Source organism: Candidatus Accumulibacter aalborgensis (assembly GCF_900089955.1).
Classification (GTDB): domain Bacteria; phylum Pseudomonadota; class Gammaproteobacteria; order Burkholderiales; family Rhodocyclaceae; genus Accumulibacter; species Accumulibacter aalborgensis.
In genome coordinates this window covers 1-23,458 of record NZ_FLQX01000122.1, presented here as the reverse complement: position 1 = coordinate 23,458, position 23,458 = coordinate 1, and the positions used below count along the sequence as shown (strand labels likewise).

The following is a 23,458-nucleotide window of genomic DNA, read 5'->3' as shown; positions in this document are numbered from 1 at the left end:
TTCCTCTCTCACTGCGCCAGTCGCACCTCGTCAGCATCGCAGCTAACCCCGAGAGCGAGCTGGTTGGTCGTTGGGGTTCGCAAGCTCACCCCAACCTTGTATGTTCTCTTTTAACCAAGACGGGAAATCCCCCGGCTCTGCCGGGGTGGCCGTAGAAGTTTGACATTTCAGGGAGTCCATCAGGGAAACTTCAGGTCGTGAGCCGCCAAGCACATGACTGTGGAGAATCCCGATGGACGAGTTTGATAGCCTAAGCCACTCGAAGTGGGAGTGCAAATATCACGTAGTGTTTATCCCGAAGTGCCGACGCAAGACGCTCTATGAGCAGTTGCGACGATACCTTGGGGAGTTGTTCCGCAAGCTGGCCGAGCAAAAAGAGAGCAGGATCGAAGAAGGGCATCTGATGCCCGATCACGTCCACATGCTGATCTCGATCCCTCCGAAGTACGCAGTGTCGCAGGTGGTTGGGTACATCAAGGGCAAGAGCGCAATTCACTTGGCGTGGGTGTATGGTGAGCACAAGAGGAACTTTGTCGGGCAAAGCTTCTGGGCCCGCGGGTACTTCGTCTCGACAGTAGGGCGAGACGAAGAGGTAATCCGGCAGTACATACGGCACCAGGAGCAAGAGGACAAACGACTCGATCAACTGAGCCTGTGGCGCAGGATGGTTACCGTAACCAAAGGCTATTGGAGTATCTACTCGCTTCAATCTCGTTCCAGCGCAAAGGCGGGTCGAGCGCAATACCGCAGCAACCGTGCCAGGCCCCGGCGGGCAGACCCTTCGAGGGTGTATGTGGGCGTCGAGCGAGCAGCCGCCACCGTGCTCCCGGCCTGCCATCGTCTAGGCGTCTTCCGGCTCCAGCACACTGCGTCGGGTCGGCGCGCGCAGCAGGCGGCGGACCTTGGCTTGCACTTCATCGAGTAGGGGCGGAGCATACTACGCCCCTAAACTGACGGTAGTGCAAGAAGGCGAGGCATGTGAAACAATCGCCCCCCATATGCCAACCACGACACCCATGACGACCGCCGTCAAGTGGACCGCCACCACGCTACTCGACAGACGCCCGGAGGCGCGGACCTTCAGCGTCCAGGATCTGCTCGACGTGGTGGCACGCGGCAGGGTTCGCATTCCCAGCTTCCAGCGCGGCCTCAAGTGGGACCGCGTGAATGCCAAGCTCCTGCTGGAGAGCCTTTATCGGGGTTACCCCGTAGGGACGCTTCTGCTCTGGGAAACAGCAGCGCCAGCGGGTGAAGGCCGTATCGGATCGCTCACCCTGCCCGCTCCTCAGATAGAGAATGCGCTGTGGGTGGTCGATGGTCAGCAGCGAATTGTCTCTCTCGCCCGCATATTGCTCGCTGCCGACCCGGACGAGGACGCGTTTGCTCTGTACTTCGACCTCGACGCAGCCGACTTTGTTATTCCTCCTGTCACCGGCAAACGTCGCGCCGACCCCTCGCGCTGGCTGCCAATGACCGTCGTGCTCGATTCAGAAAAGCTGATGCAATGGTTGTTCGACCATGCCGCCGACCCCAGCAGTCGGCAAAGGCGTGACACGGCAATCCAGTTGGGGCGGCGCATACGCGAATACGAGATCCCCGCCTATATTGTCCGCAGTAGCGACCAAGCCATCCTGCGCGATATCTTCAATCGGATCAATTCGGCCGGCAAGTCGCTGGACGATTCGGACGTCTTCGACGCACTCAATGGCTCGCGCTTTGAGAGCCGGCCGGCGACGATCCCACAGATTTCCAGCGAGTTGGAAAAACTGGATTTTGGGCGAATCGAAGAAAGAATTCTTCACCGGCTGCTGCGCGTACTGCTCTGGCTGCCCGTCGTGGAAAGCGCGCGCAGCGAACCGCCACGCCTGGCTGACAGGGAAGCCGAGGAGGCGTACCGGAGTACGTCTGCCACGGCAAGCCAGATCATTCAGTTCCTCAAGAACGATGCCGGTATTCCGCATTACGACCTGCTGCCTTACAAGCAGGCGTTCGTGACCTTGGGCAGGTTCTTCCAGCTCCATCCCCAACCGTCGCCTCGATCGCGCGAGCTGCTGTCACGTTGGATCTGGCGCGGCGCGCTGAACGGCGCTCACCAGGGAGACACGGTGTCGACGCGCAAGGTCTTGGCGCGCATTCTACCGGAGAGCGAGGAACGATCCGTGGACGGCATGCTGGAGATGGTCAAGGAAAGACCATCGGTCATACCCGACGTCGCCGATCGCTTCAATTTCCGCTTCGCGGCCAGCAAGCTGCTGGCCCTTGCCCTGCTCAGCCTCGAACCACGCAACCTGTTGACTGGTGACCGGCTGGCTGCAGGGCAACTCATGCGCCCGGTCCCGTCAGTTCATGACTCGTCACCGCTGCTGCAGATTTTTGCGGTGCGTCCCGGCGAAAAAGAAGAACATCTGCAGTCGGCGGCAAACCGGCTCTTCCACCCGCCGCACAAGGGGGGGATACGCCGCTTGCTGACTGGCATCACTGATTCCAGGCTCCTGCTGTCGCACGGCATCAGCGAAGCCGCGCGACAGTTCCTCGACGACGGCGACAGCGCCGCTTTCCTGAAGCTGCGCGCAGAGTGGGTGCGGCCGCGGGTACGGACTTTCTTCGATCGACATGTCCGCTGGGACGAGCCCGATCGTCCGAGCATTGCGTCGCTGATTATCGACGACGAGGCGGTCTGAATGGAGCACCCTCTTGGCGTATGGCTCAACGACGCCCCCGTCGGGCAACTGAACCTGACGCGCAACGACGGTTGCGAATTCAGGCTGCTCGAGTCGTACAAGAACGCTTATCCGCGGCCGATCCTCGGACAGCAGTTTCTCGATGATCCGGACCACGTGCATTCCTCGCGACAGCGCACGCCGCCGTGGTTTTCCAACCTGCTGCCGGAAGGCCCCTTGCGTGAATTGATCGCCCGCCAGGCCGGGGTTTCGGTCTATCGCGAGTTCTTCCTCCTTGATCACCTGGGCGAGGACTTGCCTGGTGCCGTGCGCATCGTCGCCGACGAGGCGTTCCCGGAAACCGCAGGAGCTGCCCTGCCGGCGACCGACGAACACCCGCGCGGGGGCGACTGGCATTTCTCGCTGGCAGGAGTGCAACTCAAGTTTTCGGCCCTGCGCGAAGGACGCGGAATGACCATCCCGGTCAGCGGTACCGGCGGCGACTGGATCGTCAAGTTGCCGGACGCCCGTTTTCCATATGTACCGGAGAACGAGCATGCAACGATGCGCTGGGCGGAGGCCAGCGGCATCACTATCCCGGAAATCCAGTTGATTCCGGTGGCGGAGATTTCCGGCCTGCCACCGGAAGCCAGTTCAGGGGCAGGGCAAGCGGCTCTGGCTGTCCGCCGCTTCGACCGCCCGTTGGCAGGGAAGCGCGTTCACATCGAGGACTTCGCGCAGATTCTTGGCCTCTACCCGGAGCAGAAATACGCCAGCTACAACTACGAAACGCTGGCCAACCTAGTCCACAAACTCGCCGGAGAATTCGAGCTGGACGAGTTCATCCGGCGGCTCGTTTTCGTCGTTGCTTCCGGTAACGGCGATGCTCACCTCAAGAACTGGAGCCTGATCTACCCTGACGGCGTCAACGCCAGGCTTTCGCCCGCTTACGATTTCGTTTCGACCATTCAGTACAAGGCCGACGACCAATTGGCGCTCAACCTCGCGCGCTCGAAACGTTGGCAGGACGTCACTCGCGAATCCTTCCTGCGCCTCGCGCGCAAGATTGGCGAAGACGAGACACTGATGGCGGATCGCCTCGAGCGCGCCCGGGAAAACATCATGAGGGTATGGCATGCCTCGCGCGGCGACTTGGGCTACACCAGGCAAGCACTCGACCGGATTTCGTCTCACCTTGCACGCGTGCCGCTATTCTCCCCTGGCGCGTAACACCTGCCCCGGAAGCGCAAGCCACCTTCTGCATATACCATTCGACGAATGGTCAACGCTTGCCCTCGAGCGCCGCCAGCAAGGCCCGCGCCACGCGCGGCGAATAGAGCATCGCCAGATGGCCGATGCCGTCGATCGCCTGGGTCAGCGCTCCCGGCAACAGGAGGTTGGCATGCGGCATGACGAAGTTGTCGTGTGGACTGTAGATGGCCACCGTGTCGACCATGGCTGCCGGGTCGGCAGCAGCCTGCAGCCAGGTGCTGCCCGGGCGCATCTGGCGGGCGTTCTCTCCGAGCCCGATGTGCGCCAGCGCGCTCCCCTGGTGCGGCGTTCCCAGGGTCACCAGCCTGGCCACTCGTGTGCCGCCGAAGCGCCGCAGATAGGCGCGCGCCACCAGGCCGCCCATGCTGTGCCCGACCAGAATCAGCCGCTCGGCACCGGTCTCGGCGAGAACGCCGTCGATGCGCCGGGCCAGCGGATCGACGTAGTCGTCGATGCTGGCATAGACTGGTTCGAGGTTGATCGTCGCCACCGTCCAGCCGGCGGCCTGCAACCGGGGGCGCAGCCACCACCAAACAGCGCGCGAACAACCGTAGCCGTGAATCAGCAGGAGCGGCGGGCGCTGGTTGGTGCCCGACTGTCGGGCACCAACGCCAGACTGCGGCGGGAGGTGATCAGCGCTCATCCACCAGCGTGCGAACGGCAAGACGAAGACGAAAGTGACGACGAAGGCTGCGTACTCGCCAAGGACCATGACCAGCGCTTGGCGAAGCGAAAGCACCGAAAGGTGCGACGCCGGCGATCGGTGCGCCCAGGCGTAGCCGTAGCTCAAACCGATCAAGGCAGCACGCAGCGCCAGGACGCCAGCCAGCGCCACCAGGGCGGCGGTCGACGGCGAGGCATCGAAGGCGTAGAGGGCCAACGAGACATAAATCGCGATTTCGAGGGCGAGCGACAGGCGAAGAGCGCGGGACAGCATGAGCGTGAATCTTCCTCAGGGAATGAGCGGCGCCGGCCGGCCGGACAGTTCGGCAGCCAGCAGACTGGCATTGCGTGCGATCAGGGCGTAGATCGAAAGCTGCGGATTGACGCCCAGGCTGGTCGGAAAAACCGAGCCATCGTGCACCGACAGGTTAGCGAGCCAGAAGTGCCTGCCGCGATGATCGACGACCCCGCGCTGCGGTGTATCGGCCATCGCACAGCCGCCCATCACGTGCGCGCTGACCACCCGGCAGATGAAAGGCTTGAGCGGCAGTTCGGCGATCGCTTTCCTGGCCTCGGGCCAGCTCGTGTAGCCCGTTGTCCCCTCGTGCACCGGCGTCACCCAGCGCGCCCCTGCGGCAAACTGGATTTCGGCCATCGCCAGCAGCGCGCGCCGGGCGCCCTCCCAGATCACCTCGCCGAGCGGGTAGTCGAGGACTGGCAGCCCGTCACCGCCCAGTCGCACCTGGCCGCCGCGGCTGTCGGGATTGAAACCATCGCGCAGCAGTGCCAGCAGCACGCTGGCATAGCTGAAGTCGCGCATCAGGCGCGCGTGCGCCTCGCCGTAACCCTGCAACGTGGTCGCAAAAAGGACCGGATGCAGCGGTGCGGCTTCGAGCTTGAAGCCCAGCGGACCGTCGATCGGTGCCTGATGCAGAAAATGATCCGAGTAGATCGACTGCGGAGCGCCGGCGTAGGCGTCGACGCGATCGGGCATCAAGGCCGACGAAATCACCACCGGGTGCAGGAAGGTGCGTTTGCCGAGCAGGCGATGCGGATCGGGAACGCCGCTGCGCAACAGGAGTGCCGGGCTGCCGATGGCGCCACCGGCGACGACGAAGTGGCGGGCACGCAAGTGCACCCGCTTGCCCGCCGGGTGAATGCCATCCGCTTGCAGCGCCACGCAGTCGAGCGCGCTCACCCGGCTGCCGACGACCTGCAGACGCTCGGCGCGCAGGCGCGTGTAGAGCGTGGCGCCACGGTCCAGAGCGGCCGGAATGGTGGTCAGCAGCATCGACTGCTTGGCGTTGGTCGGGCAACCCATGCCACAGTAGCCGAGATTCCAGCAGCCCTTGACGTTGCGCTTGAGGTGACCAATGTCGATACCGAGGGCCTCGCCGCCCGTGGCCAGCAGCTTGTTGTTCGGGTTCGGCGGGGTATCCCAGGGACGCACCCACAGCTTGTGCTCCATCACCGCAAACCACGAACTCATCGACTCGACGCTCAATTGCCGCAAGCCGAACTGGCTCTGCCAGAAAGCGAAGACCTCCGCCGGTGTGCGGAAGCTGCTCGTCCAGTTCACCGTTGTCGAGCCGCCGACGCAGCGCCCCTGCAGGATGTTGATCGCCTTGTCCGCGGTCTTGCGCGCCCCAGACTCCTGATACAACTGCGGATAGGCGTCGGCTTCGCGCATCTTGAAGTCCGTCGACGAGCGCAGGGGACCTTCCTCGATCAGCACGACGCGCAGGCCGGCGTCGCTGAGGAGGTCGGCGGTCACCCCACCCCCGGCGCCGGTACCGACGATGACCACGTCGGTTTCGATCGTCTGGCCGCTGGCCAGCGTCGAAGCGTCGATGTGCTTCCAGCCGGAAGCGAGGCCAAGCTTGATCGGATCCTGCATCAGAAAAACCCTTGTGGTGGGCCGGGATAGCCGATGGCCTCCCAGGTGTCGGAACGTGCGTACCAGGCGCCGAAGATCAGATCGTGCAGCGCGCCGTAGGCGCCCTGCAGCAGGCCGATACGGCTTGATCGCCACGACTGCAGGAACTCCGAAACATCGACGACGCTGGCCTCGCGCCACGGCTTGCTGACCCCGGCAAGGACTAGCCGTCCCGGAGCGACGACCAACAGTCCGAACAATTCGCCAACCTCTTTCTGCGTCGCCAGCGACAGCCCGGCGACTTCGCCGGCAATGCCGTCGACGGTCAGCGCCAGCCACCGCCGCCGCTGCTCGTTGTCTCTCGGCAGCGCACCGTCGAGCATCGCGCTGCATACCGCGGCGAGCATCTCGCGTTCGGCAGCGCTCAGCGCGCGCGCACCGGCGGCGTTGAGCCATCCGGAAAAGGACAGTAACGCGCCACCGGCGAGGCCGGTTCTGATGAATTGGCGACGTGAAAAGATCATTGCTGCAAGGTCCTCGGCGGGTTGTCGAGACAAGTGTATGCGTTGTCGCGCGTTTGCGTTAGGGATAGCCCTCTAAACACGGCCCGCCCGGTGGTGCATAATCCCTGCCTATGGACCGTTCGACAGTCTCGACCGACAAGCAGCAGAGCGCCGAAACGTTGCGGGTGCATCTTAAGACGGCAAAGAGCTTGCGCCAGCAGGCCAACTGCGACCCTGCAGTAGCGAGCAAGCGACTGCGTCTGCGCCAATGGCAAGCGGCACGACTCGCTCGCACCCATGCCGACCTGCTGGCCAGCCCACGCTTCGGCCAGGCAGCCGAGTTTTTTCTTTCCGACATCTACGGCCCCAAGGATTTCAGCAGCCGTGACGAAGAAGTCGAGCGTATCTTGCCGTTGCTGATCAAGATGCTACCGGTTTCGGCGTTGCGCGCCCTCGCGCTGGCCGTCGAAGTCGACGCGCTGACCGAGCAGCTCGATTCGGCGACGGTCGCAGAGCTGTCCCGCAGGGGATCAATTGACTGCATTTCTGAAGACGCCTATGCTACCGCCTACCGAGCGGTCGGCTGCCGGCCGGATCGCGAACGCCAGATCGTGCTCATCCGCCAGACGGGCGAAGCGCTCGACAAGCTGGCCCGCAAGCCCGTCCTGAGCGGCCTGCTCAGGCTGATGCGGGGCCCCGCGCATCTTGCCGGACTGGGTGACCTGCACAGCTTTCTGGACTGTGGCTTCAAGGCCTTCCGACACATGGGTTCAGCAACCGAGTTTCTCGATTCGATCGACGGCAAGGAGCAGAGCTTGCTGGCCAGGTTGTTCGCGGGCGCACCCAGCCCGTTCTCGAACTCTGGCAGCGCCGTCTTACACGCTGTCACACAAGGAAACACAGAGCACACAGACCTTGAGCGCTTTACTCGCTAGTATTCATATTGTCGCTAAGACGTTCCACCTCCCCTCCCCCTCCGGAGCGTCGCAGTGACTGTACTACCGGCCCGCCCAGTCCCCCTCTGTGCGGGCCTTTTTTTGCCTGAGACAAGGACAGAAATGAACAGCCACGAAGAACAATCACCCTTTGGTTTCTCCAGCAGGCGCTTGGCAACGCCGCCAAGAGGCATATTCGCCAGGTTGTTGACCCTTGCGGCGGGAGCGCTGTTGCTGCTCGTCGGGTTCATGTTCTCGCTGGTCGCGCTTGGCATCGTCCTGGTTGGCGGCGTACTGGCCATTGCCTACCTGAAATGGAAGACGCGCCACCTGAGCGCTGTGCTCGGCGAGCAATTGCAGCAGAACCGGCAAAGCGAACCGCCGCCGGCCGCCATGGACAGGAAGGCGAGCGGACGCGTCGTTGAGGGCGAAGTCATCGGCGCCGCCGAATACGACCGCGCACCGACCGCTCGCCAGCCATGAAAACCTTCTGCCGCACCCTTTCCCTTTCGCTGGCCCTGGTGACGGGTGCCGCCGCGGCCCAGCAAGTGCTGCCAGACGAGCGTTTTGCCTCCTGCATGGCCACGCTGCGTGCCGACGCGCCCGCCAAAGGCGTGTCGACGGTGTCCTTCAATCGCCTGACGAGCGGCCTCTTGCCCGACATGACAGTGCTCGAATTCCTTGACTACCAACCCGAGTTCCGCACGCCGATCTGGGATTACCTGGCCAGTCTCGTCGACGAGGAGCGGGTCGCCGATGGTCTGGCCATGCGTGAGAAATGGGCCACCACGCTGACTGCTGCCGCCGAGCGCTATCAGGTCGATGCGGATACCGTAGTCGCCGTCTGGGGTGTCGAAAGCAACTTCGGACGCAACTTCGGCAAACGCCCCCTGCTCACCTCGCTCGGCACGCTCTCCTGCTTCGGGCGCCGGCAGGCCTACTTCCGCGGCGAGTTCCTGAGTGCGCTGAAGATCCTCGACGCCGGCGACATTGCACCCGAACGTCTGGTCGGCTCGTGGGCCGGCGCCTTTGGCCATACCCAGTTCATGCCATCTACCTTTCTCAGGCTGGCGGTCGACGGCGATGGCGACGGCCGGCGCGACTTGATGGACAGCGTTCCCGATGCGCTCGCGTCAACCGCCAACTTCCTGCACAAGGCCGGCTGGCGCCAAGGCGAACCCTGGGGCTACGAAGTCGTGCTGCCGGCCGGCTTCGACACCAGCGTTTCCGGGCGCGGCGACAAGCGCCCGCTCTCGCAGTGGACGGTGCGCGGTGTGCGACGTGCCGATGGCCAGCCGATCGCCGCCTCCGATGCGCGGGCCGGCCTGCTCCTGCCGGCCGGCCCGCGTGGCCCGGCCTTTCTAGTCTTCCGCAACTTCGACGTGATCTACGGCTACAATGCTGCCGAGAGCTATGCTCTGGCGATTGCCCATCTCGCCGATCGGCTGAAGGGTGGCAAGCCTTTTGTCACCCCCTGGCCGACCGATGACGCTGGACTGTCGCGAAGCGAGCGGCGCGAGTTGCAGACCCTTCTCGCCGCCAGGGGCTACGCGATCGGCGAAATCGACGGCATGATCGGCGCCAACTCGCGCCAGGCGATTCAGAGCGAACAGAAGCGCCTCGGCATGGCGGTCGACGGCCGCCCCGGACAGAAACTGCTCACCACTTTGCGGGCGGCTCCGACAAGTCGCTAGGCGACAACTTGGCGATAGCGAGGGAAAGCGAGATGCCTCCAGCCCCTGATGCGATCACTCCCCAAGACGGCGAGATCTGCATCGACGCATCGCAACTGCGTCCGGGAGTGCACGTCCGTTTGCCCGTACCGTGGGTCGAGCACCAGTTCATGTTCAACTCGTTTGTCATTGCTAATGAAGAGCAGGCGAGGTTGATTGCGGCCATGCAACTACCGCAACTGTTCTGCAACCCGACGCGCTGCAAGGTGCAGCCGCTGCCGCGGCAGCCCGCCGCAGCGCCACTGGCCGACATGCTGAACACCTTGGAGAAGGCCCGGTTGTCAGCCGTGGTCGCCGCCGGTCTGGCCGAAAAGCGCGAACGTTCGCGGGTGATGAACGAACTCAGAGAGCGGCTCGACGTGGCGCAACAACATTTCGTCGGTGCTACCAAAGCGGTGGAAGGCGCCATCAGGGCATTCGCCGCCAACCCCCGCGAAGCCATCAAGCAGGTCGCCAAAGTCAGTGAAGAGTCGACCGCGGCGCTGCTCGCCGACCCCGACAGCGCGATCGTGCTGATTGCCGAAAAGGCGCAGGATGACGGATATGCCGCGCACGCTTTGGCGGTGATGACTCTCTCCCTGCTCCTCGGCAAGCAAGCGCGGCTCCCCGAACAGGCGCTGCGCGCACTCGGCATCGGCGCCCTGCTGCACGACATCGGCAAGCAGGAGATCAAGTCCTCGATCCTGCGCAACAGCGAACGTAACCGGCACGAGGAAGCCATCTATCAAACGCACAGCCGCACCGGCCGCGAGCAGGCGGAGCGCGCGGGCAGTCTGTCACAGCCGATGCTCGATGCCATCCTGTACCATCACGAGCGCTTCGACGGCAGCGGCTTTCCGGAACGTCTTGTGGGTAGCGCGATCCCTCTGGCGGCACGCGTGGTAGCCATTGCCAACCGCTTCGACAACCTGGTCAACCCGGTCGACTACCGCCGGGCGCTGTCGCCTTCCGAGGCCTTGTCAACGCTTTGGACGAGAGAACAGAAAGCCTTCGACGGTGCGCTGCTACCACTGTTCGTGCGGGCAATGGGGGTCTATCCGCCAGGATCGATCGTGCAACTGTCCGATGGCCGGATCGGCGCCGTGGTCAGCTCGGCGCCCGCCGGTCGTCCGCTCAGCCCGAAGGTCATGATCTATGCCCCCGAAGTGCCGCGCCGACAGTCGATCATCATCGATCTGGCGAGCGAGACCAACGAACAGGCGGTGACCATCGAACGCCCCTTGCGACTGCAGGCGCGCACGGCCGAGGAGCTGGACTATCTGCTACCGCGTCGCAAGATCAACTGGTCATACATGACGGAGCGGAAGTGAGGCCGTACTCCTCGCACTTCCCGCGCTTCCCGCACTTCCCGCTTGCACGCCGGCGCCGGTGTCATTCCGACGCGAACGAGCCGGGCTGCGATGACGCTCGGCGCGCTGACCGATGTTGACGGTTGCCGACCTGGCGAAGGGCTACCCCGGTGCCGGCCGGCCGCTTTTTTGCGATCTCGCTCTGGCCGTCGCGGCCGGTGAAGTCGTTGCCCTGGTCGGCGAATCAGGAATCGGCAAGAGCACTCTGCTCAACTGCATCGCCGGACTAGAAACGGCGGATAGCGGATCGATCCGCATCGGCCGGCAAGCACTCGACATCGTCCGCCTCGACGAAACGGCGCGTGCCGCGCTGCGGGCACGCAGCATCGGCTTCGTCTTTCAGGCGTTTCATGTGCTGCCGACGCTGACCGTGGCGCAGAACATCGCGGTACCGCTGCTGCTCGGCAGCGTGCCGGGCGGCGAACACGCGCCGCGCATACAGACGCTGCTCGAACGCGTCGGTCTGGCGGGCTTCGGTCCGCGCTGGCCGGCTTCGCTCTCCGGCGGTGAGCTGCAACGAGTGGCGATTGCGCGCGCGCTGGTACACCGCCCGGCGCTGATCCTGGCCGACGAGCCGACCGGCAACCTCGATCCGCGCACGGCTACTGAAGTCTTGTCACTGCTACTCGAAAGAGTCCGCGAGCAACACGCCGGTGCACTGATCGTCACCCACTCGCAGCATGTCGCGCAGTGCTGCGACCGTGTCCTGACGCTGACTCCGGACGGCCTCGAATGACACTGCTTGCCTGGTGGCTGGTGCGCGCCCAGTTCCGGACGCGGCGCGCGGCGACGCTGCTGTCGATGCTGGCGATTGCACTCGGCGTTGCGCTGGGTTATGCGATCCATTTGATCAACGACGCCGCGCTGACCGACTTCAACCGGGCGCTGAAAACCGTGCAGGGCGACCCCGATGCGGTGCTTGCCGCGCGCGACAGCGCCGGCAGCGTTCCGCTCGCAACTGTCAACGCGATCGCGCGCGACCCGGCAGTGCTGGTCATCGCGCCGGTGATCGACACCCGCGTGCGCATCGACCGGTGGCGCACGCCATTCAGGCTGATCGGCATCGATGTCTTCAGCGCTGCGGCGGTGATGCCCAGGCTGTTGCCGCGGCGAGATGAGCGGGCGGCGACCAAAAGCATCTTCGACGGCGGCGTCTACGCCTCGCCCGCGCTGCTTGACAAGCTCGGACTGCAGGCCGGCGCCACCGTGACGCTGGTGCGCGGGGAGCACGAGTGGCTGACGACGATTGCCGGTGATCTGCCTGCCGTCGGCCCTGACGAGTTGCTGCTGGTCGCCGACATCGCCTGGGTCCAGGACCGCTTCGGCCCGGTCGGCGCGGTCAGCGAGGGCCGCGTTCGCCTGGCGCCGAATACCGATCTGGCGAGCTGGCGGGCGGCGCTGGCGGCGCGGCTGCCGGCGGGTCTGTTGATCCGGGCAGCCGACGACGACAGCACACGCGTCGCCAACGTGTCGCGCGCCTACCGCGTCAACCTCAACGTCCTGGCCCTGGTCGCCCTGCTCACCGGTGCCTTCCTGGTCTTCGCCACGCAACTGACCGCCGTCGCACAGCGCTCGGCGCAGTTTGCCCTGCTCGGCGTCCTTGGCCTGTCACCGCGCATGCGCCTGCTGCAGGTTGTGCTCGAAGGTCTCGCCATCGGCGTGCCGGGCGCCTTGCTCGGGCTGGGTCTGGGCTACCTGCTGGCGATCGCCTTCACACGACTCCTGGGCGGTGACCTCGGCGGCGGCTATTTCTTGGCCAGCGCTCCGCTTATCGTGCCTGAACTCGCGCCGACGCTGGGCTTCCTGGCGCTCGGTTGTGCCGCCAGCCTGGCCGGAGCGCTCTACCCGGCGTACCTGAACCGCCGGCAGCCGCTGGCGCAGGCGCTGAAGATGGGCTTCAGCCAAAATCCGCGTGCCGGCGGCGCCATCCGCACTATCCGCACCACCCGCCCCAGGGGGCTGCGACCACTGCTGCTGGTACTGGTGGCGCTTGGCCTGGCGCAACTGCCGCCCATTGTCGAGCTGCCGCTGGGCGGTTACGCGGCCATTGCCCTGGTGCTGGTGATCGGCGTCGGCAGCGCGCCGCTGGTCACGCAGTGCGTTTTCGGCTGGTTCGCCGGATGCCGACTGCCGGCAGCGCAGCAGATCGCCGTGCAGAACGTCGCGCAGGCGCCGCTGATGGCACAAGTGGCGGCCAGCGGATTGATCGTCAGCTTTGCGCTCACCGCCAGCATGGTGATCATGGTTTCCAGCTTTCGCGTCGCCGTCGATCACTGGCTCGATCACGTCCTGCCGGCACCGCTCTATCTGCGTAGCAAGGGTACGCCTTTGCCGCAGGAACTGCTCGCCGCACTGACGCGACCCGAGGCGCCATTCGCCCGCGTCGAGCGAACCGCGTATGGATCACTGACCATCGATTCGCAGCGGCCCAACGTGGCGCTGCTGGTGCGCGAGATCGAACGGAGCAACCCGGCGGCGCGCCTGCCCTTCACTGGCCCAGTGCTGGCGTCGCCGGCCGACACGGTCGTCGTCTGGATCAGCGAACCGATGCATGAAATCTACCGTATTACTCCCGGTCAGACCTTGCGCCTGCCGCTGCTCGGGAGCGAGGTCAAGGTCTTCGTCGGCGGCGTCTGGCGCGACTATTCAAGGCAGTTCGGCGCCGTGGTGATCAGCCGCGACGATTTCCTGCGCCTCGGTGGCGTCTTCCAGCCGACTGACCTTGCCTTGTGGCCGTTGCCCGGTCAGGAGGCACTCGCCGGCGATTGGCTGGCGCCCTGGACCAGCGGCTACGGACTCGAGCTCGCCGACAGTGCCGAGATCCGCAGACTGAGTCTGTCGATCTTCGACAGGAGCTTCGCCGTGACCTACGCGCTCGAAGCCGCGGCGATGCTGATCGGGCTTTTCGGGCTGGCCGTCACCCTGGCGGCCAGCGTCTGGCTGCGCGCTCGCGAGCTGGCGACGCTCGCCGCGCTGGGTTTCGACCGCCGGATGCTGAGCCGTGCCGTGATGCTCGAAGGGGCGCTGATCGCCGCCGTCGGCCTGCTGATCGGACTCGCCTGCGGCGTGGCGATCGGCGCCGTGCTGACCTACGTCGTCAATCCGCAGGCTTTTCACTGGCGAATGCCACTCGAAATCCCCTGGTCGACCGTTCTCGCTGGCGCCGTGCTGACCCTGCTGGCGGCCGTCGTCGCCAGCCACTACGCTGCGCGCCAGACAACGCGACTGACGGTCGCGCAGGTCCTGGCCAGCGCCCAGTAACGAGCCACCAGAGCGACCCCGATGCGCCGCCGAACCTTCCTGTCCACCCCGCTGCTGCTGCCGACGCTGGTCACGGCGGCCGACGAGCCGGTCGCCTACCCAGCGGTCAGACCGGGAGTCAAGCTCGTCTTCCCACGCGATCACGGCGCGCACCCCGACTACCGAACCGAATGGTGGTACGTCACAGGCGCGCTCGATTCGCCGAGGCGCGACATCGGCTTTCAGTTGACTTTCTTCCGCAGTCGGCCGGGAACAGCCGAAGCGCTGCCCTCGCCGATCGCCGCGCGTCAGATCGTTTTCGCGCACGCCGCGCTGACTATCCCCGGCGATCGGCTACACCATGCCGAACGCGTCGCGCGCGCCAATCTCGGCGCTTCGTTTTCGCGTCTCGACTGCGACCTCGGCATCGGCGCCTGGCGAATGACGCGTGAAGATCGCAGCACGGGCGAGGTTTTCCTTCTCCAGATGCAGAGCCCTCAGTTTTCGTACGACTTCACGCTGAAGCCGTCGCAGCCACTCCTCTTGCAGGGCGACGGAGGCTATTCACGCAAGGGCCGGTCGCCGGAACTAGCCAGCTACTACGTCAGTTGGCCGCAGTTGCAGGTCGATGGGGTCCTGGTCGTCGACGGCCGGCGGCAGGCGGTCAGCGGTCGCGCCTGGTTCGACCACGAGTGGTCCACGGCGGTGCTTGGCGACGGCGCCGTCGGTTGGGACTGGCTAGGCATCAACCTCGCCGACGGTGGCGCGCTGATGGCCTTCCGCTTGCGCGACGCGCGCGGGGCAACAGTCTTCGCGGACGCTGCCTGGCGTGACGCTGCAGGTCGCGTACGCCAGTTCGGCGCTGCAGAAGTCAGCTTCACGCCGCTGCGCACCTGGTTGTCGGCGCGCAGCGGCGCCAGCTATCCAGTGCAAATGGAAGTCCGTTTCGGCGAGCACACGCTGCGGACGCTGCCGGTGCTCGATGATCAGGAACTGTCCACCAGCCGGCCGGCAGAGGTGGTCTACTGGGAGGGTCTGGTCAAGGTCGATGGCACGCTCAAGGGCCGCGGCTACCTAGAACTGACCGGCTACGCCGGTCGACTGCAACTTTAGTCATCGACGAAACCCAGCTCCCGCTGACTGCGTACGGCAAGGACAAAGACGGTGTCGACCTCGGGAAGGTAACGGTACAAAGCCACATAGCCGTGCGAACGACGCCCGATCACCAGTTCCCGCTTGTCGCCTCTTGCCGGTCTGCCGATCAGCGGGTTGTACTCCAGTACGCTGATCGCTTCGACGATCTCGCGAATCCGCGCTGCCGGATTTTCAACTTCATAGTGAGCAAGGTGATCAAGGATACGAGAAAAATCGTTGCTGACCTCAGGCGCCAGTTCAAGGCGAGACATTGTCAGCGCACCAGCTTGCGTGCTGTAGGGGGGGGCACGGTGTTGCCGGCAAGACGTTTTTCGAGAAAAGCGCGCATTTCCTGCCACGGAATCGTTTGTCCAGAGGCCACGATGCGGGCATAACGCTCCTCTGCCACCTGATTGAAATCAGCGCGCAGATCTTCCTGCGCCGCCTTTTCCGTAATGGCGGCGAGGATGAAACCATGGGCTGTGGTACCGGTACGTTTTGCTGCTTCGGCAACGCGAGCTTTGAGGTCTTCGGGCAAGCGGATCGTCGTCGTGGACATGGCTGACTCCAGATGTATTACAAGCAAGAGAAAATTGTAGCACTTTGGTGCTACAGAAAGCCATTCAAAGCCTAACCCCTCATTTTCCTACTCCCACCATCGGGACCCCGCGGCAGCCGCGACGCTTGCCTTACAGGCCCAGGAAATCCCTGATCTTGCCGAGCATGCTGCCTTTTGGCGGCGACGGCGGGCTGGTGGAGGCATCCGTGAACTGGCGTGTGAAACTGTCGTACTCGACCTCACGGCGCCAGAGAATGGCGGCAATCGCCTCGGCGATTGCCGGCCTGGAACGGATGACTTCCTCGACCGTAGCCTGGTCCAGGCGGTAGCACACCACATCGGTCTTGGCGATGACCGTGTCGTGGCGAGCCTCACCGGTCATCACGCCGCGTTCACCGAAAGTGCTGCCAGCGTGGATGGCGCGGAAATGTTGCCGTGGCTGCCCCGGAAAATCGTGCAACACCTCGGCTTCGCCGGCCGCCAGCAGGTAGAGCCAGTGCGCCGGCTCGCCCTGCTCGAAAATGACCGCTCCCTTGCCAAACGGTGCGTAGACCATACGCTCGCTGATCGTCCGTAATTCCTCTTCCTGCAGACCGGCAAACAGTTCCACTTTGTGCAGGTCAGCCATGCGCCGATCGATGTCGCGCTGGCGAACAGACTCGCGATAGGCCACGTTCTCCTTGGTGACATGCACCGACTGTTCCGGCACCGCCAACTGCATTCCCGCGCGCTGCAAGGCAGCGAACACATGGATACGCACCGCTGAGTCGGTGGGATCATCGGGCTGGGGGTCAAGCATCCAGTAGCGCAAGGCATAGCGCGCATAGCCGGGGCCGAAGTCCATGAGCACGCAAGTTGGCGCGGGGTCGCGGGCGACGTTCGGAATCTCCGCCGTGCTGATCACCTTTTCCACCTTCTGAATCACCAGGGTCGGTGGCGAGTCATAGGTGACGTTGAACCAGATCCAGCGTCGCGACGGCCAGTCGGGCTTATCGACCCGGCCGAAAACCGTGAACCTCCCGCGCATCAACTGGCTATTGGGAACGATCACCATTTCGCCGTTGCGCGTCCGGATCGTCGTCTGCCGCCAGCGGATCTGGACCACCCGCCCGGCAAGGTCATCCAGTTTGACCCAGTCACCGGTTTGCAGTGAATTGTCGAGCTGCAGCGCGACGCCTGAGAGCACGTTGCCGAGGGTGTCCTGCATCGCGAAGGCGAGAACGGCAGTGATCACCGCCGACGTGGTCAGCAAGCTCGACGGATCGAGGCCGACAAGGTGCAGACGGGCCAGGATGAAAGCGGCGTAGCCGAAGAGAACGATGATGTCCTCGGCGATGCGGGCCAGCACGATACCCACACGCGGCAGGATAATGCGGAATGCGAAAACGGCCAGAAGGCGAAAGAGCGCCATCCCCGAGCCAATGACGAAAACCTCATGGACCATCACCGCGAGGCGTGAATAATCAAGCGCTTCAAGCAAGGCACCGAAGATCTGTCCGGCGCAAGAGAGCGCAAACAGCGCCGACGTCGCGCCGATCCGTCGCCGGTCCCTGGGCAGAAAGCGCAGCAACAGCAGCGCCAGAACGGCGAAGACCACGATCACGTACTTGGTCTCGGGGAGCCAGAAATAGGCCCAGATTCTGGTCATCGTTGCGTCCATCTCGAAGTCAATATCCTTTGCTTCCTACTCCGCCACGGTTGTAGGGAGCAAAGTCCACCTCGACAAAGAACTGGCTCTTGACGGGCACACCAAGAAACTCTCCCGGAGAGAACTTCGCTGGGGCAAACGCCTTCAGGGCCGCATCCTCGAAAAAACCCTCTGGATTGGCCCGCAAGACAACCAGATTGTCTACCGTACCTGTTTCGCTGACCAGAATACGCAGCACGACAATTCCGTCCCGAGTACCCGCTGCACTTGGATACTCGAGTGTTATCTCGCTCAACAATCGCGGCTGTCGGCCCAGCCCCACTCCAGATGCATAGCCCGGAGCCGGCGGCAGACCCGATGGCAGAGACGCTGACGCAATGTCAATGGTCTTTTCGGTCAGCGCAGGTTCGACGATGTGGTTCTCTTTCCGTTGCTCATCGACGTTCTTCACCGGCGCCTTGTCTTGAGGGGACAGATGCGCATCGCTACCCAGCTCGACCGGTGCCAGCGTAAGCGGGGGTACGGCCCGGTCGGCATCAGCGTCCGTGACGGGCTTGCTGTCTTGATTCGCCCCCTGCTGATCGCTAACCGCCTCACGCTCCACCACCGCCGCCAAGGGCACAACCTGGGTCACCTCAGCAGTGGCAGCGACCGAGGCAGTGAGCATGACATCAATCGTCTGCCCGGTCAAAGAACCTTGTCCAGGGCCAGTTGCCGCGCCTGAAGACGGTACAAGCGCCAGGAATACCCCACCGTGCAGCAGCAATGAAAGCGCCACGGCCAGCACTAGCCGATCGTGGCGCCATTCCGCACAGCGATGAAAGCACAGTCGCAGGGACGGAGAAAAGGTTGATTTCAACAAGGCCTACTGTATGACCTCGCGCCAGCTGACCCGCTTGCCAAGTGGAGCCGGCACATCGACAGGGGGAGTGAATGATTGTGGCGTGCCTGACGACCCCATCACGACGACCACAATCTTGCCTTGCCCATTTGGATCGGAAGCAGGTGGTGGCAGACGCAGGACGGTCAGACCCACAGCCAGCGACTCACCGAGATACTCGGAAACATTGCCTCCAGGACTGCTGGGCATTGCTAAACCGGTTCTGAAATTCAGGAAGTTGAGCCAACTGTAGCCGCCAATGTTGCAGGCCGTATTCCTGGGCACGTTACTGGCAAAGAACAGCGTGCCAAGCTCCAGACTCGGCTCGACGCTAACCCGTTCCCCATCGTCCGGAAGATCGACAACCCACCCGCTGGCTCTGAGGCATTCGGTATCGCTCCCGGTACACGAAACCGTGCGCTTGGTGCCGACTGACGGATTGGCATTGGCAACCGTCTTGGGCGTCATGGCCAACGGCCGCAGCGCACCACGCAGACCACCCGGGTAGACCGTCTCTGAAGACAGAGTATCAATGAAACCATAGACCGACTGGGTATGAACATCGGTCAGGTCTGGCTGCCCAAGCAGACGCCCTGTGCCGACAAACACCCACGGCCGCCCCGCGATCTCTCCCAATTCCGGGCGTGTCGTGACCGGCTGCGCGAGACCGCCTGAATCCGTGGCAGTTCCGAGCAATACAGCACTGGCAGGTGTTTCGTTAACGTTGAAGCGCCAGACATTGCCGTTGTTATCACCCCCGTACACGTACTTGGTCGTGTTATCGACCATAGCCGCGTCAACAAAATTGTTGATCTGAGCCAGTCCGCTTGGCGTGGTGGAGTTACCTGCACCGGTGGCAATCTTGCTGAGGATCCTGCCGGTCATAGCGTTGAGTACGTACAGGTAGCCACCGCCGTCACCCGCTGCCTGGCCGCTGACATTGTTGTAGCCCGAAGTCACCAGCACCACCCATGTGTGATCCTTATCGTTAAGCTTGCTGATGACTGGCTTGCCGAAAGTATAGCCCAGGTGGCAGTCTGCTCCGTGCGTGGAAGAAGTAGCCACGTCATAGCAGGTATTGCTCCATTTGAACTCCCACAAGGCTTTCGGATTGTCCGGGTCGGTCACATCCAGGGCATAGTAGCCTTTGCCCCCCTTGTTCAATCCAGCGACGAGAAGGGTCTTCCAGGCCGCAGCCGTGGCGTCATAGACATCGCCGATAGCCGGCGTGCCATCGACAGAGAAGGTATGTCGATTAGCATAGTCATTGTCTGCCAATTTGTAGAGATTGCCGAGAACGGTGCTCGGGATGAAAGCCCATGCTTCCTGGCCACCGGTGGCATCAATGGTCGTGGTGCCGCTATTTGCATCATAGCTGACGACCCCGGAATAGAACGCGTGCAACATGCCGTCATTGGCCGCAGCGTAGAGCATTGCCTTGCGGTCCTTTTGTCCGCCGTTGGCGATCGTTTTCTCCTTGAAGGTCGTGTACCCCGTATCTTTGTAACTGGCAAAGGGTGCCGCCACGAAAATGGGTTGGGCGTCGACGAAATCGCCAAGAATGTGATCACGTTTGCGGTAAAGCCTGACCGCGTCCTTGGCGATGAAACCCTCCCGGCCGCGCTGGCCGCGAACGAAGTTGACCAGATTGTCATCATCCGCGAGAGCGCGCTGATTCGGGTTCCCGTCGGTGCCGTCCGACATGTCGGGGAACTGACTCAGGAGGGCTACTTTGGCCGACCCGAAATAAGCCTGCTCGGTCGTATCGAGCGTCGTCGCCAGGCTGCCGACGTGCTCGACCTTCAGGGACGCTCCGGCGGAAGTCACGACGACATCGTTGGCCAGTACGCCATCACCCACATTCAGGTTGCGTGTGGAAGCTCCGGTGGTCGCGGTTGCCGTCGAGATCTTGTTCACGACCGTCACGATACCGGCAGACGTGACGGTTGTCGTGCTGCCGCCGCTGATTGTTTCCGGGGTGCCGGCATGATCAATGATCACGGACGCTCCAGCAGAAGTCACGACCACATCATTGGCCAAGATGGCATCCCCGACATTGAGATCGCGAGCCGCGGCGGCTCCGGTCTTGGCGGTTGCCGTTTGTGGAATCTTGCTCACGGACGTCACCGTACCCGCAGTGACTGTCGTTGTTGTACTCTCGGCGATGGTTTCGATGCTGCAGGCGCCACTATTCCACTTGAAATCGACCATATTATTGCTGGCTCCGCTATGGAACAGGTAAATCTTGCGATTGTCGCAATAGTAGCCAGCCTTGACATCCAGCAGCGCTTGAGCACTCCACAGGACCGCAGGTTTCACAACCCCATTAGTCAGATCGATCTCGCGCGCCTCGATCTCGCCTGTCCAGGCGGTCGTCGCATACTTGGCCACATAGCCGATATTATTCCCCTGAACCGGCGTCTGACTTGACGACGCGGCTGCCGCGCCCGACCCCTGCTTCTTGCCCAGATCGTTGAGCACCGCCCGCAAACCATCGACGACGTCCGATGGTCTGCCGGCAGAGAAATACCGTCCGCGGCCGTTGACGGCGGTATGCCAGAAATCATCGATCGATTTCGGGTTGCTGTACAAGGCGCCATTATTGGCATAATCGAGCGCCAAATTGGGCCACACAGGCCAGGCCTTGTTACCCGTGCGAATGTCGGCAAAATCGCCGCTGCTGTCGTCCTTGTAGGTCTTGCTGTAGTTCAGGTTTCCCGAGACACCCAGCGCAATCGTATAGGTGGTCATGTGTTGCCAGGGCGCACTGTCGTCCTCCGGACCTGTACCGGCTGCCGGCACGTTGTCGTTCTTGGTCGGTGGCGTCGCGGCAAGATTGCTGTCCCAGCTCGGACCGGTGCGCAGATCGGTCGCATAGTAGTACTGGGCAACGTCAGCAAGCGAGTTGGCGCTGCCGGCGGTATTTATCACCAGCGTGCACGGCCATGACGCGCCGTTATCCGCACAAGTAGACGTATAGGTCGTGGTGCCCACATTGGCTGGCACCGTAGGCGTTTCTTCGTTGGTCGTTACCGGGCGGTCCACGGGCTGGACCGGACCAGGCACCAGCGTCGAGCCGATGGGAACGCAGATACCATCCGTTGCTGCGTAGCCATTGACGGGGTCGTAGAGGGTTGCCGCCGTGTCCGAGTTGACCAATTTCGATCCGCTGTATTCGCTGGTCGTAACGGTCGTACCGACTCTGGATTTCACCTCTTTGCCCGGAAGTGTTGCTCCGCACGCCGTGCTCGTCCAGTTATTGGCGGCGCTTGCGGCCACCGGCTGACAGTCATAGACTTCCGGGGTCGCCGTGGTGTTCGCGGCGCACGTTGTTGCCGTCCAGTTATTGCCAGCCGCAGCCGTTGCCGAGGTACAGGTTTGCACGGCGGTCGGGCCCGTGTTGTTCGTCGAGCACGTCGTGGTCGTATAGCCATTGCCCGCCGTCTGGCCGGACGCGGTACATGAGGCCACTGGAACGTTGCTCGTGTTGTTGGGTGTACATGTCGTCGCCGTCCAACTATTGGCGGCTGTTGCCGCCTCCGGCGAGCAGGAAGCAACGGGGGTTGGTCCGGTCGCTACGGGCGAGGGGCAAGTCGTCGTCGTCCAGTTATTGCCAGCGCTCGCCGCCGAGGCCGTACACGTCGCTACCGGGACGTTCGTCGTCGTCACTGGCGCCGGACACGTCGTCGTCGTCCAGCTATTGCCGGCACTCGCCGCCGAGGCCGTACACGTCGCTACCGGGACGTTCGTCGTGATCACCGGCGCCGGGCAGGTGGTCGTCGTCCAGCCATTGCCAGCACTCGCGGCCGAGGCCGTACACGTCGCTACCGGGACGTTCGTCGTGTTGTTCGGGGTGCAGGTGGTGGCCGTCCAGTTATTAGCAGCGCTGGCGGCCGACGCCACACATGAGGCCACTCCGGTGGGTCCGGTCGACAGCGGCGAGCAGGTGGTCGTCGTCCAGTTATTGCCAGCGCTCGCTGCCGAGGCCGTACACGTTGCTACCGGGACGTTCGTCGTCGTCACCGGCGCCGGACACGTCGTCGTCGTCCAGCTATTGCCGGCACTCGCCGCCGAGGCCGTACACGTCGCGACCGGGACGTTCGTCGTGATCACCGGCGCCGGACACGTCGTCGTTGTCCAGCCATTGCCAGCGCTCGCGGCCGAGGGCGTACACGTCGCCACCGGGACGTTCGTCGTGTTGTTCGGGGTGCAGGTGGTGGCCGTCCAGCTATTACCGGCGCTGGCGGCCGACGCCACACATGAGGCCACTCCGGTGGGTCCGGTCGACAGCGGCGAGCAGGTGGTCGTCGTCCAGTTATTGCCAGCGCTCGCTGCCGAGGCCGTACACGTTGCTACCGGGACGTTCGTCGTCGTCACCGGCGCCGGACACGTCGTCGTCGTCCAGCTATTGCCGGCACTCGCCGCCGAGGCCGTACACGTCGCGACCGGGACGTTCGTCGTGATCACCGGCGCCGGACAGGTGGTCGTTGTCCAGTTATTGGCAGCGCTCGCCGCCGAGGCCGTACACGTCGCCACCGGGACGTTCGTCGTGTTGTTCGGGGTGCAGATGGTGGCCGTCCAGTTATTAGCAGCGCTTGCGGCCGACGCCACACATGAGGCCACTCCGGTGGGTCCGGTCGACAGCGGTGAGCAGGTGGTCGTCGTCCAGTTATTGCCAGCGCTCGCTGCCGAGGCCGTACACGTTGCTACCGGGACGTTCGTCGTCGTCACCGGCGCCGGACACGTCGTCGTCGTCCAGCTATTGCCGGCACTCGCCGCCGAGGCCGTACACGTCGCGACCGGGACGTTCGTCGTGATCACCGGCGCCGGACACGTGGTCGTTGTCCAACCGTTGCCCGCACTCGCGGCCGAGGCCGTACACGTCGCCACAGGGACGTTCGTCGTGTTGTTCGGGGTGCAAGTGGTGGCCGTCCAGTTATTACCGGCGCTTGCGGCCGACGCCACACATGAGGCCACTCCGGTGGGTCCGGTCGACAGCGGTGAGC

General features: G+C 63.7%; 18 protein-coding genes and 1 pseudogene. 11 read left to right on the top strand and 8 right to left on the bottom strand.

What is annotated here, in order from left to right; all coding sequences use genetic code 11:
* Nucleotides 1–232 precede the first annotated feature (232 nt).
* From tnpA to ACCAA_RS13510, 3 genes and pseudogenes are all read left to right on the top strand, one after another.
* Nucleotides 233–661, top strand: a pseudogene (tnpA, locus tag ACCAA_RS13520) (IS200/IS605 family transposase); the annotation flags it as partial.
* 355 nt (nt 662–1,016) lie between these two features.
* Nucleotides 1,017–2,681: a DUF262 domain-containing protein gene (locus ACCAA_RS13515; RefSeq protein ID WP_186407777.1), complete on the top strand. Its 1,665-nt coding sequence runs from the start codon at nt 1,017–1,019 to the stop codon at nt 2,679–2,681.
* Nucleotides 2,682–3,890 carry a type II toxin-antitoxin system HipA family toxin gene (locus ACCAA_RS13510; protein ID WP_186407776.1) on the top strand — a complete coding sequence of 403 codons (1,209 nt, stop codon included), beginning with the start codon at nt 2,682–2,684 and terminating at the stop codon, nt 3,888–3,890. It abuts the gene before it with no gap.
* Nucleotides 3,891–3,942: 52 nt separating this feature from the next.
* Here ACCAA_RS13510 and ACCAA_RS13505 read toward each other — a convergent pair whose 3' ends face one another.
* Genes ACCAA_RS13505 through ACCAA_RS13495 form a run of 3 tightly spaced genes read right to left on the bottom strand, consistent with a single transcriptional unit; the run spans nt 3,943 to nt 6,995 of the window.
* Complete coding sequence (locus ACCAA_RS13505) at nt 3,943–4,869, bottom strand: esterase/lipase family protein (RefSeq protein WP_245754574.1); 927 nt, start codon at nt 4,867–4,869, stop codon at nt 3,943–3,945.
* 15 nt (nt 4,870–4,884) lie between these two features.
* Nucleotides 4,885–6,492: a GMC family oxidoreductase gene (locus ACCAA_RS13500; protein WP_186407775.1), complete on the bottom strand. Its 1,608-nt coding sequence runs from the start codon at nt 6,490–6,492 to the stop codon at nt 4,885–4,887.
* A complete protein-coding gene (locus ACCAA_RS13495; protein WP_186407774.1) occupies nt 6,492–6,995 on the bottom strand; it encodes a hypothetical protein in 504 nt (167 codons plus the stop codon). The genes ACCAA_RS13500 and ACCAA_RS13495 overlap by 1 nt, the downstream gene beginning before the upstream one ends.
* A 110-nt stretch (nt 6,996–7,105) precedes the next feature.
* Here ACCAA_RS13495 and ACCAA_RS13490 point away from each other — a divergent pair, with 110 nt between their 5' ends.
* The 7 genes from ACCAA_RS13490 to ACCAA_RS13460 all read left to right on the top strand — a co-directional run bounded on the left by ACCAA_RS13490 (nt 7,106) and on the right by ACCAA_RS13460 (nt 15,344).
* Complete coding sequence (locus ACCAA_RS13490; protein ID WP_186407773.1) at nt 7,106–7,909, top strand: DUF8198 family protein; 804 nt, start codon at nt 7,106–7,108, stop codon at nt 7,907–7,909.
* 123 nt (nt 7,910–8,032) lie between these two features.
* Nucleotides 8,033–8,392, top strand: a complete 360-nt coding sequence (locus tag ACCAA_RS13485; RefSeq protein ID WP_186407772.1) for a hypothetical protein — start codon at nt 8,033–8,035, stop codon at nt 8,390–8,392.
* Complete coding sequence (locus ACCAA_RS13480) at nt 8,389–9,603, top strand: lytic murein transglycosylase (protein WP_186407771.1); 1,215 nt, start codon at nt 8,389–8,391, stop codon at nt 9,601–9,603. The genes ACCAA_RS13485 and ACCAA_RS13480 overlap by 4 nt, the downstream gene beginning before the upstream one ends.
* A gap of 32 nt (nt 9,604–9,635) precedes the next feature.
* Complete coding sequence (locus ACCAA_RS13475; RefSeq protein WP_186407770.1) at nt 9,636–10,952, top strand: HD-GYP domain-containing protein; 1,317 nt, start codon at nt 9,636–9,638, stop codon at nt 10,950–10,952.
* 112 nt (nt 10,953–11,064) lie between these two features.
* Entirely contained in the window at nt 11,065–11,727 is a 663-nt protein-coding gene (locus ACCAA_RS13470) for an ABC transporter ATP-binding protein (RefSeq protein ID WP_186407769.1), read from the top strand.
* Nucleotides 11,724–14,252, top strand: coding sequence for an ABC transporter permease (locus ACCAA_RS13465; RefSeq protein ID WP_186407768.1), 2,529 nt, complete (start codon nt 11,724–11,726; stop codon nt 14,250–14,252). The genes ACCAA_RS13470 and ACCAA_RS13465 overlap by 4 nt, the downstream gene beginning before the upstream one ends.
* 21 nt (nt 14,253–14,273) lie before the next feature.
* Nucleotides 14,274–15,344 carry a lipocalin-like domain-containing protein gene (locus ACCAA_RS13460; RefSeq protein ID WP_186407767.1) on the top strand — a complete coding sequence of 357 codons (1,071 nt, stop codon included), beginning with the start codon at nt 14,274–14,276 and terminating at the stop codon, nt 15,342–15,344.
* Here the strand turns inward: ACCAA_RS13460 and ACCAA_RS13455 are convergent.
* The 5 genes from ACCAA_RS13455 to ACCAA_RS13435 all read right to left on the bottom strand — a co-directional run bounded on the left by ACCAA_RS13455 (nt 15,341) and on the right by ACCAA_RS13435 (nt 21,836).
* On the bottom strand, nt 15,341–15,637 hold the full coding sequence (locus ACCAA_RS13455; RefSeq protein ID WP_186407766.1) for a type II toxin-antitoxin system RelE/ParE family toxin: 297 nt from the start codon (nt 15,635–15,637) through the stop codon (nt 15,341–15,343). The genes ACCAA_RS13460 and ACCAA_RS13455 overlap by 4 nt on opposite strands.
* A gap of 2 nt (nt 15,638–15,639) precedes the next feature.
* Nucleotides 15,640–15,924 (bottom strand): ribbon-helix-helix domain-containing protein, encoded by a 285-nt coding sequence (locus ACCAA_RS13450; RefSeq protein ID WP_186407765.1) that lies wholly within the window; start codon nt 15,922–15,924, stop codon nt 15,640–15,642.
* A 130-nt stretch (nt 15,925–16,054) separates the two neighbouring features.
* Nucleotides 16,055–17,572, bottom strand: coding sequence for a mechanosensitive ion channel family protein (locus ACCAA_RS13445; RefSeq protein WP_186407764.1), 1,518 nt, complete (start codon nt 17,570–17,572; stop codon nt 16,055–16,057).
* A gap of 19 nt (nt 17,573–17,591) precedes the next feature.
* Nucleotides 17,592–18,431, bottom strand: coding sequence for an energy transducer TonB (locus ACCAA_RS13440; protein ID WP_186407763.1), 840 nt, complete (start codon nt 18,429–18,431; stop codon nt 17,592–17,594).
* 6 nt (nt 18,432–18,437) lie between these two features.
* A complete protein-coding gene (locus tag ACCAA_RS13435; RefSeq protein ID WP_186407762.1) occupies nt 18,438–21,836 on the bottom strand; it encodes a pilus assembly protein in 3,399 nt (1,132 codons plus the stop codon).
* Nucleotides 21,837–21,936: 100 nt separating this feature from the next.
* Here ACCAA_RS13435 and ACCAA_RS13430 point away from each other — a divergent pair.
* Nucleotides 21,937–23,458 (top strand): ribonuclease E domain-containing protein (locus ACCAA_RS13430; protein ID WP_186407761.1); only part of this gene is annotated, 1,522 nt, incomplete at its 3' end.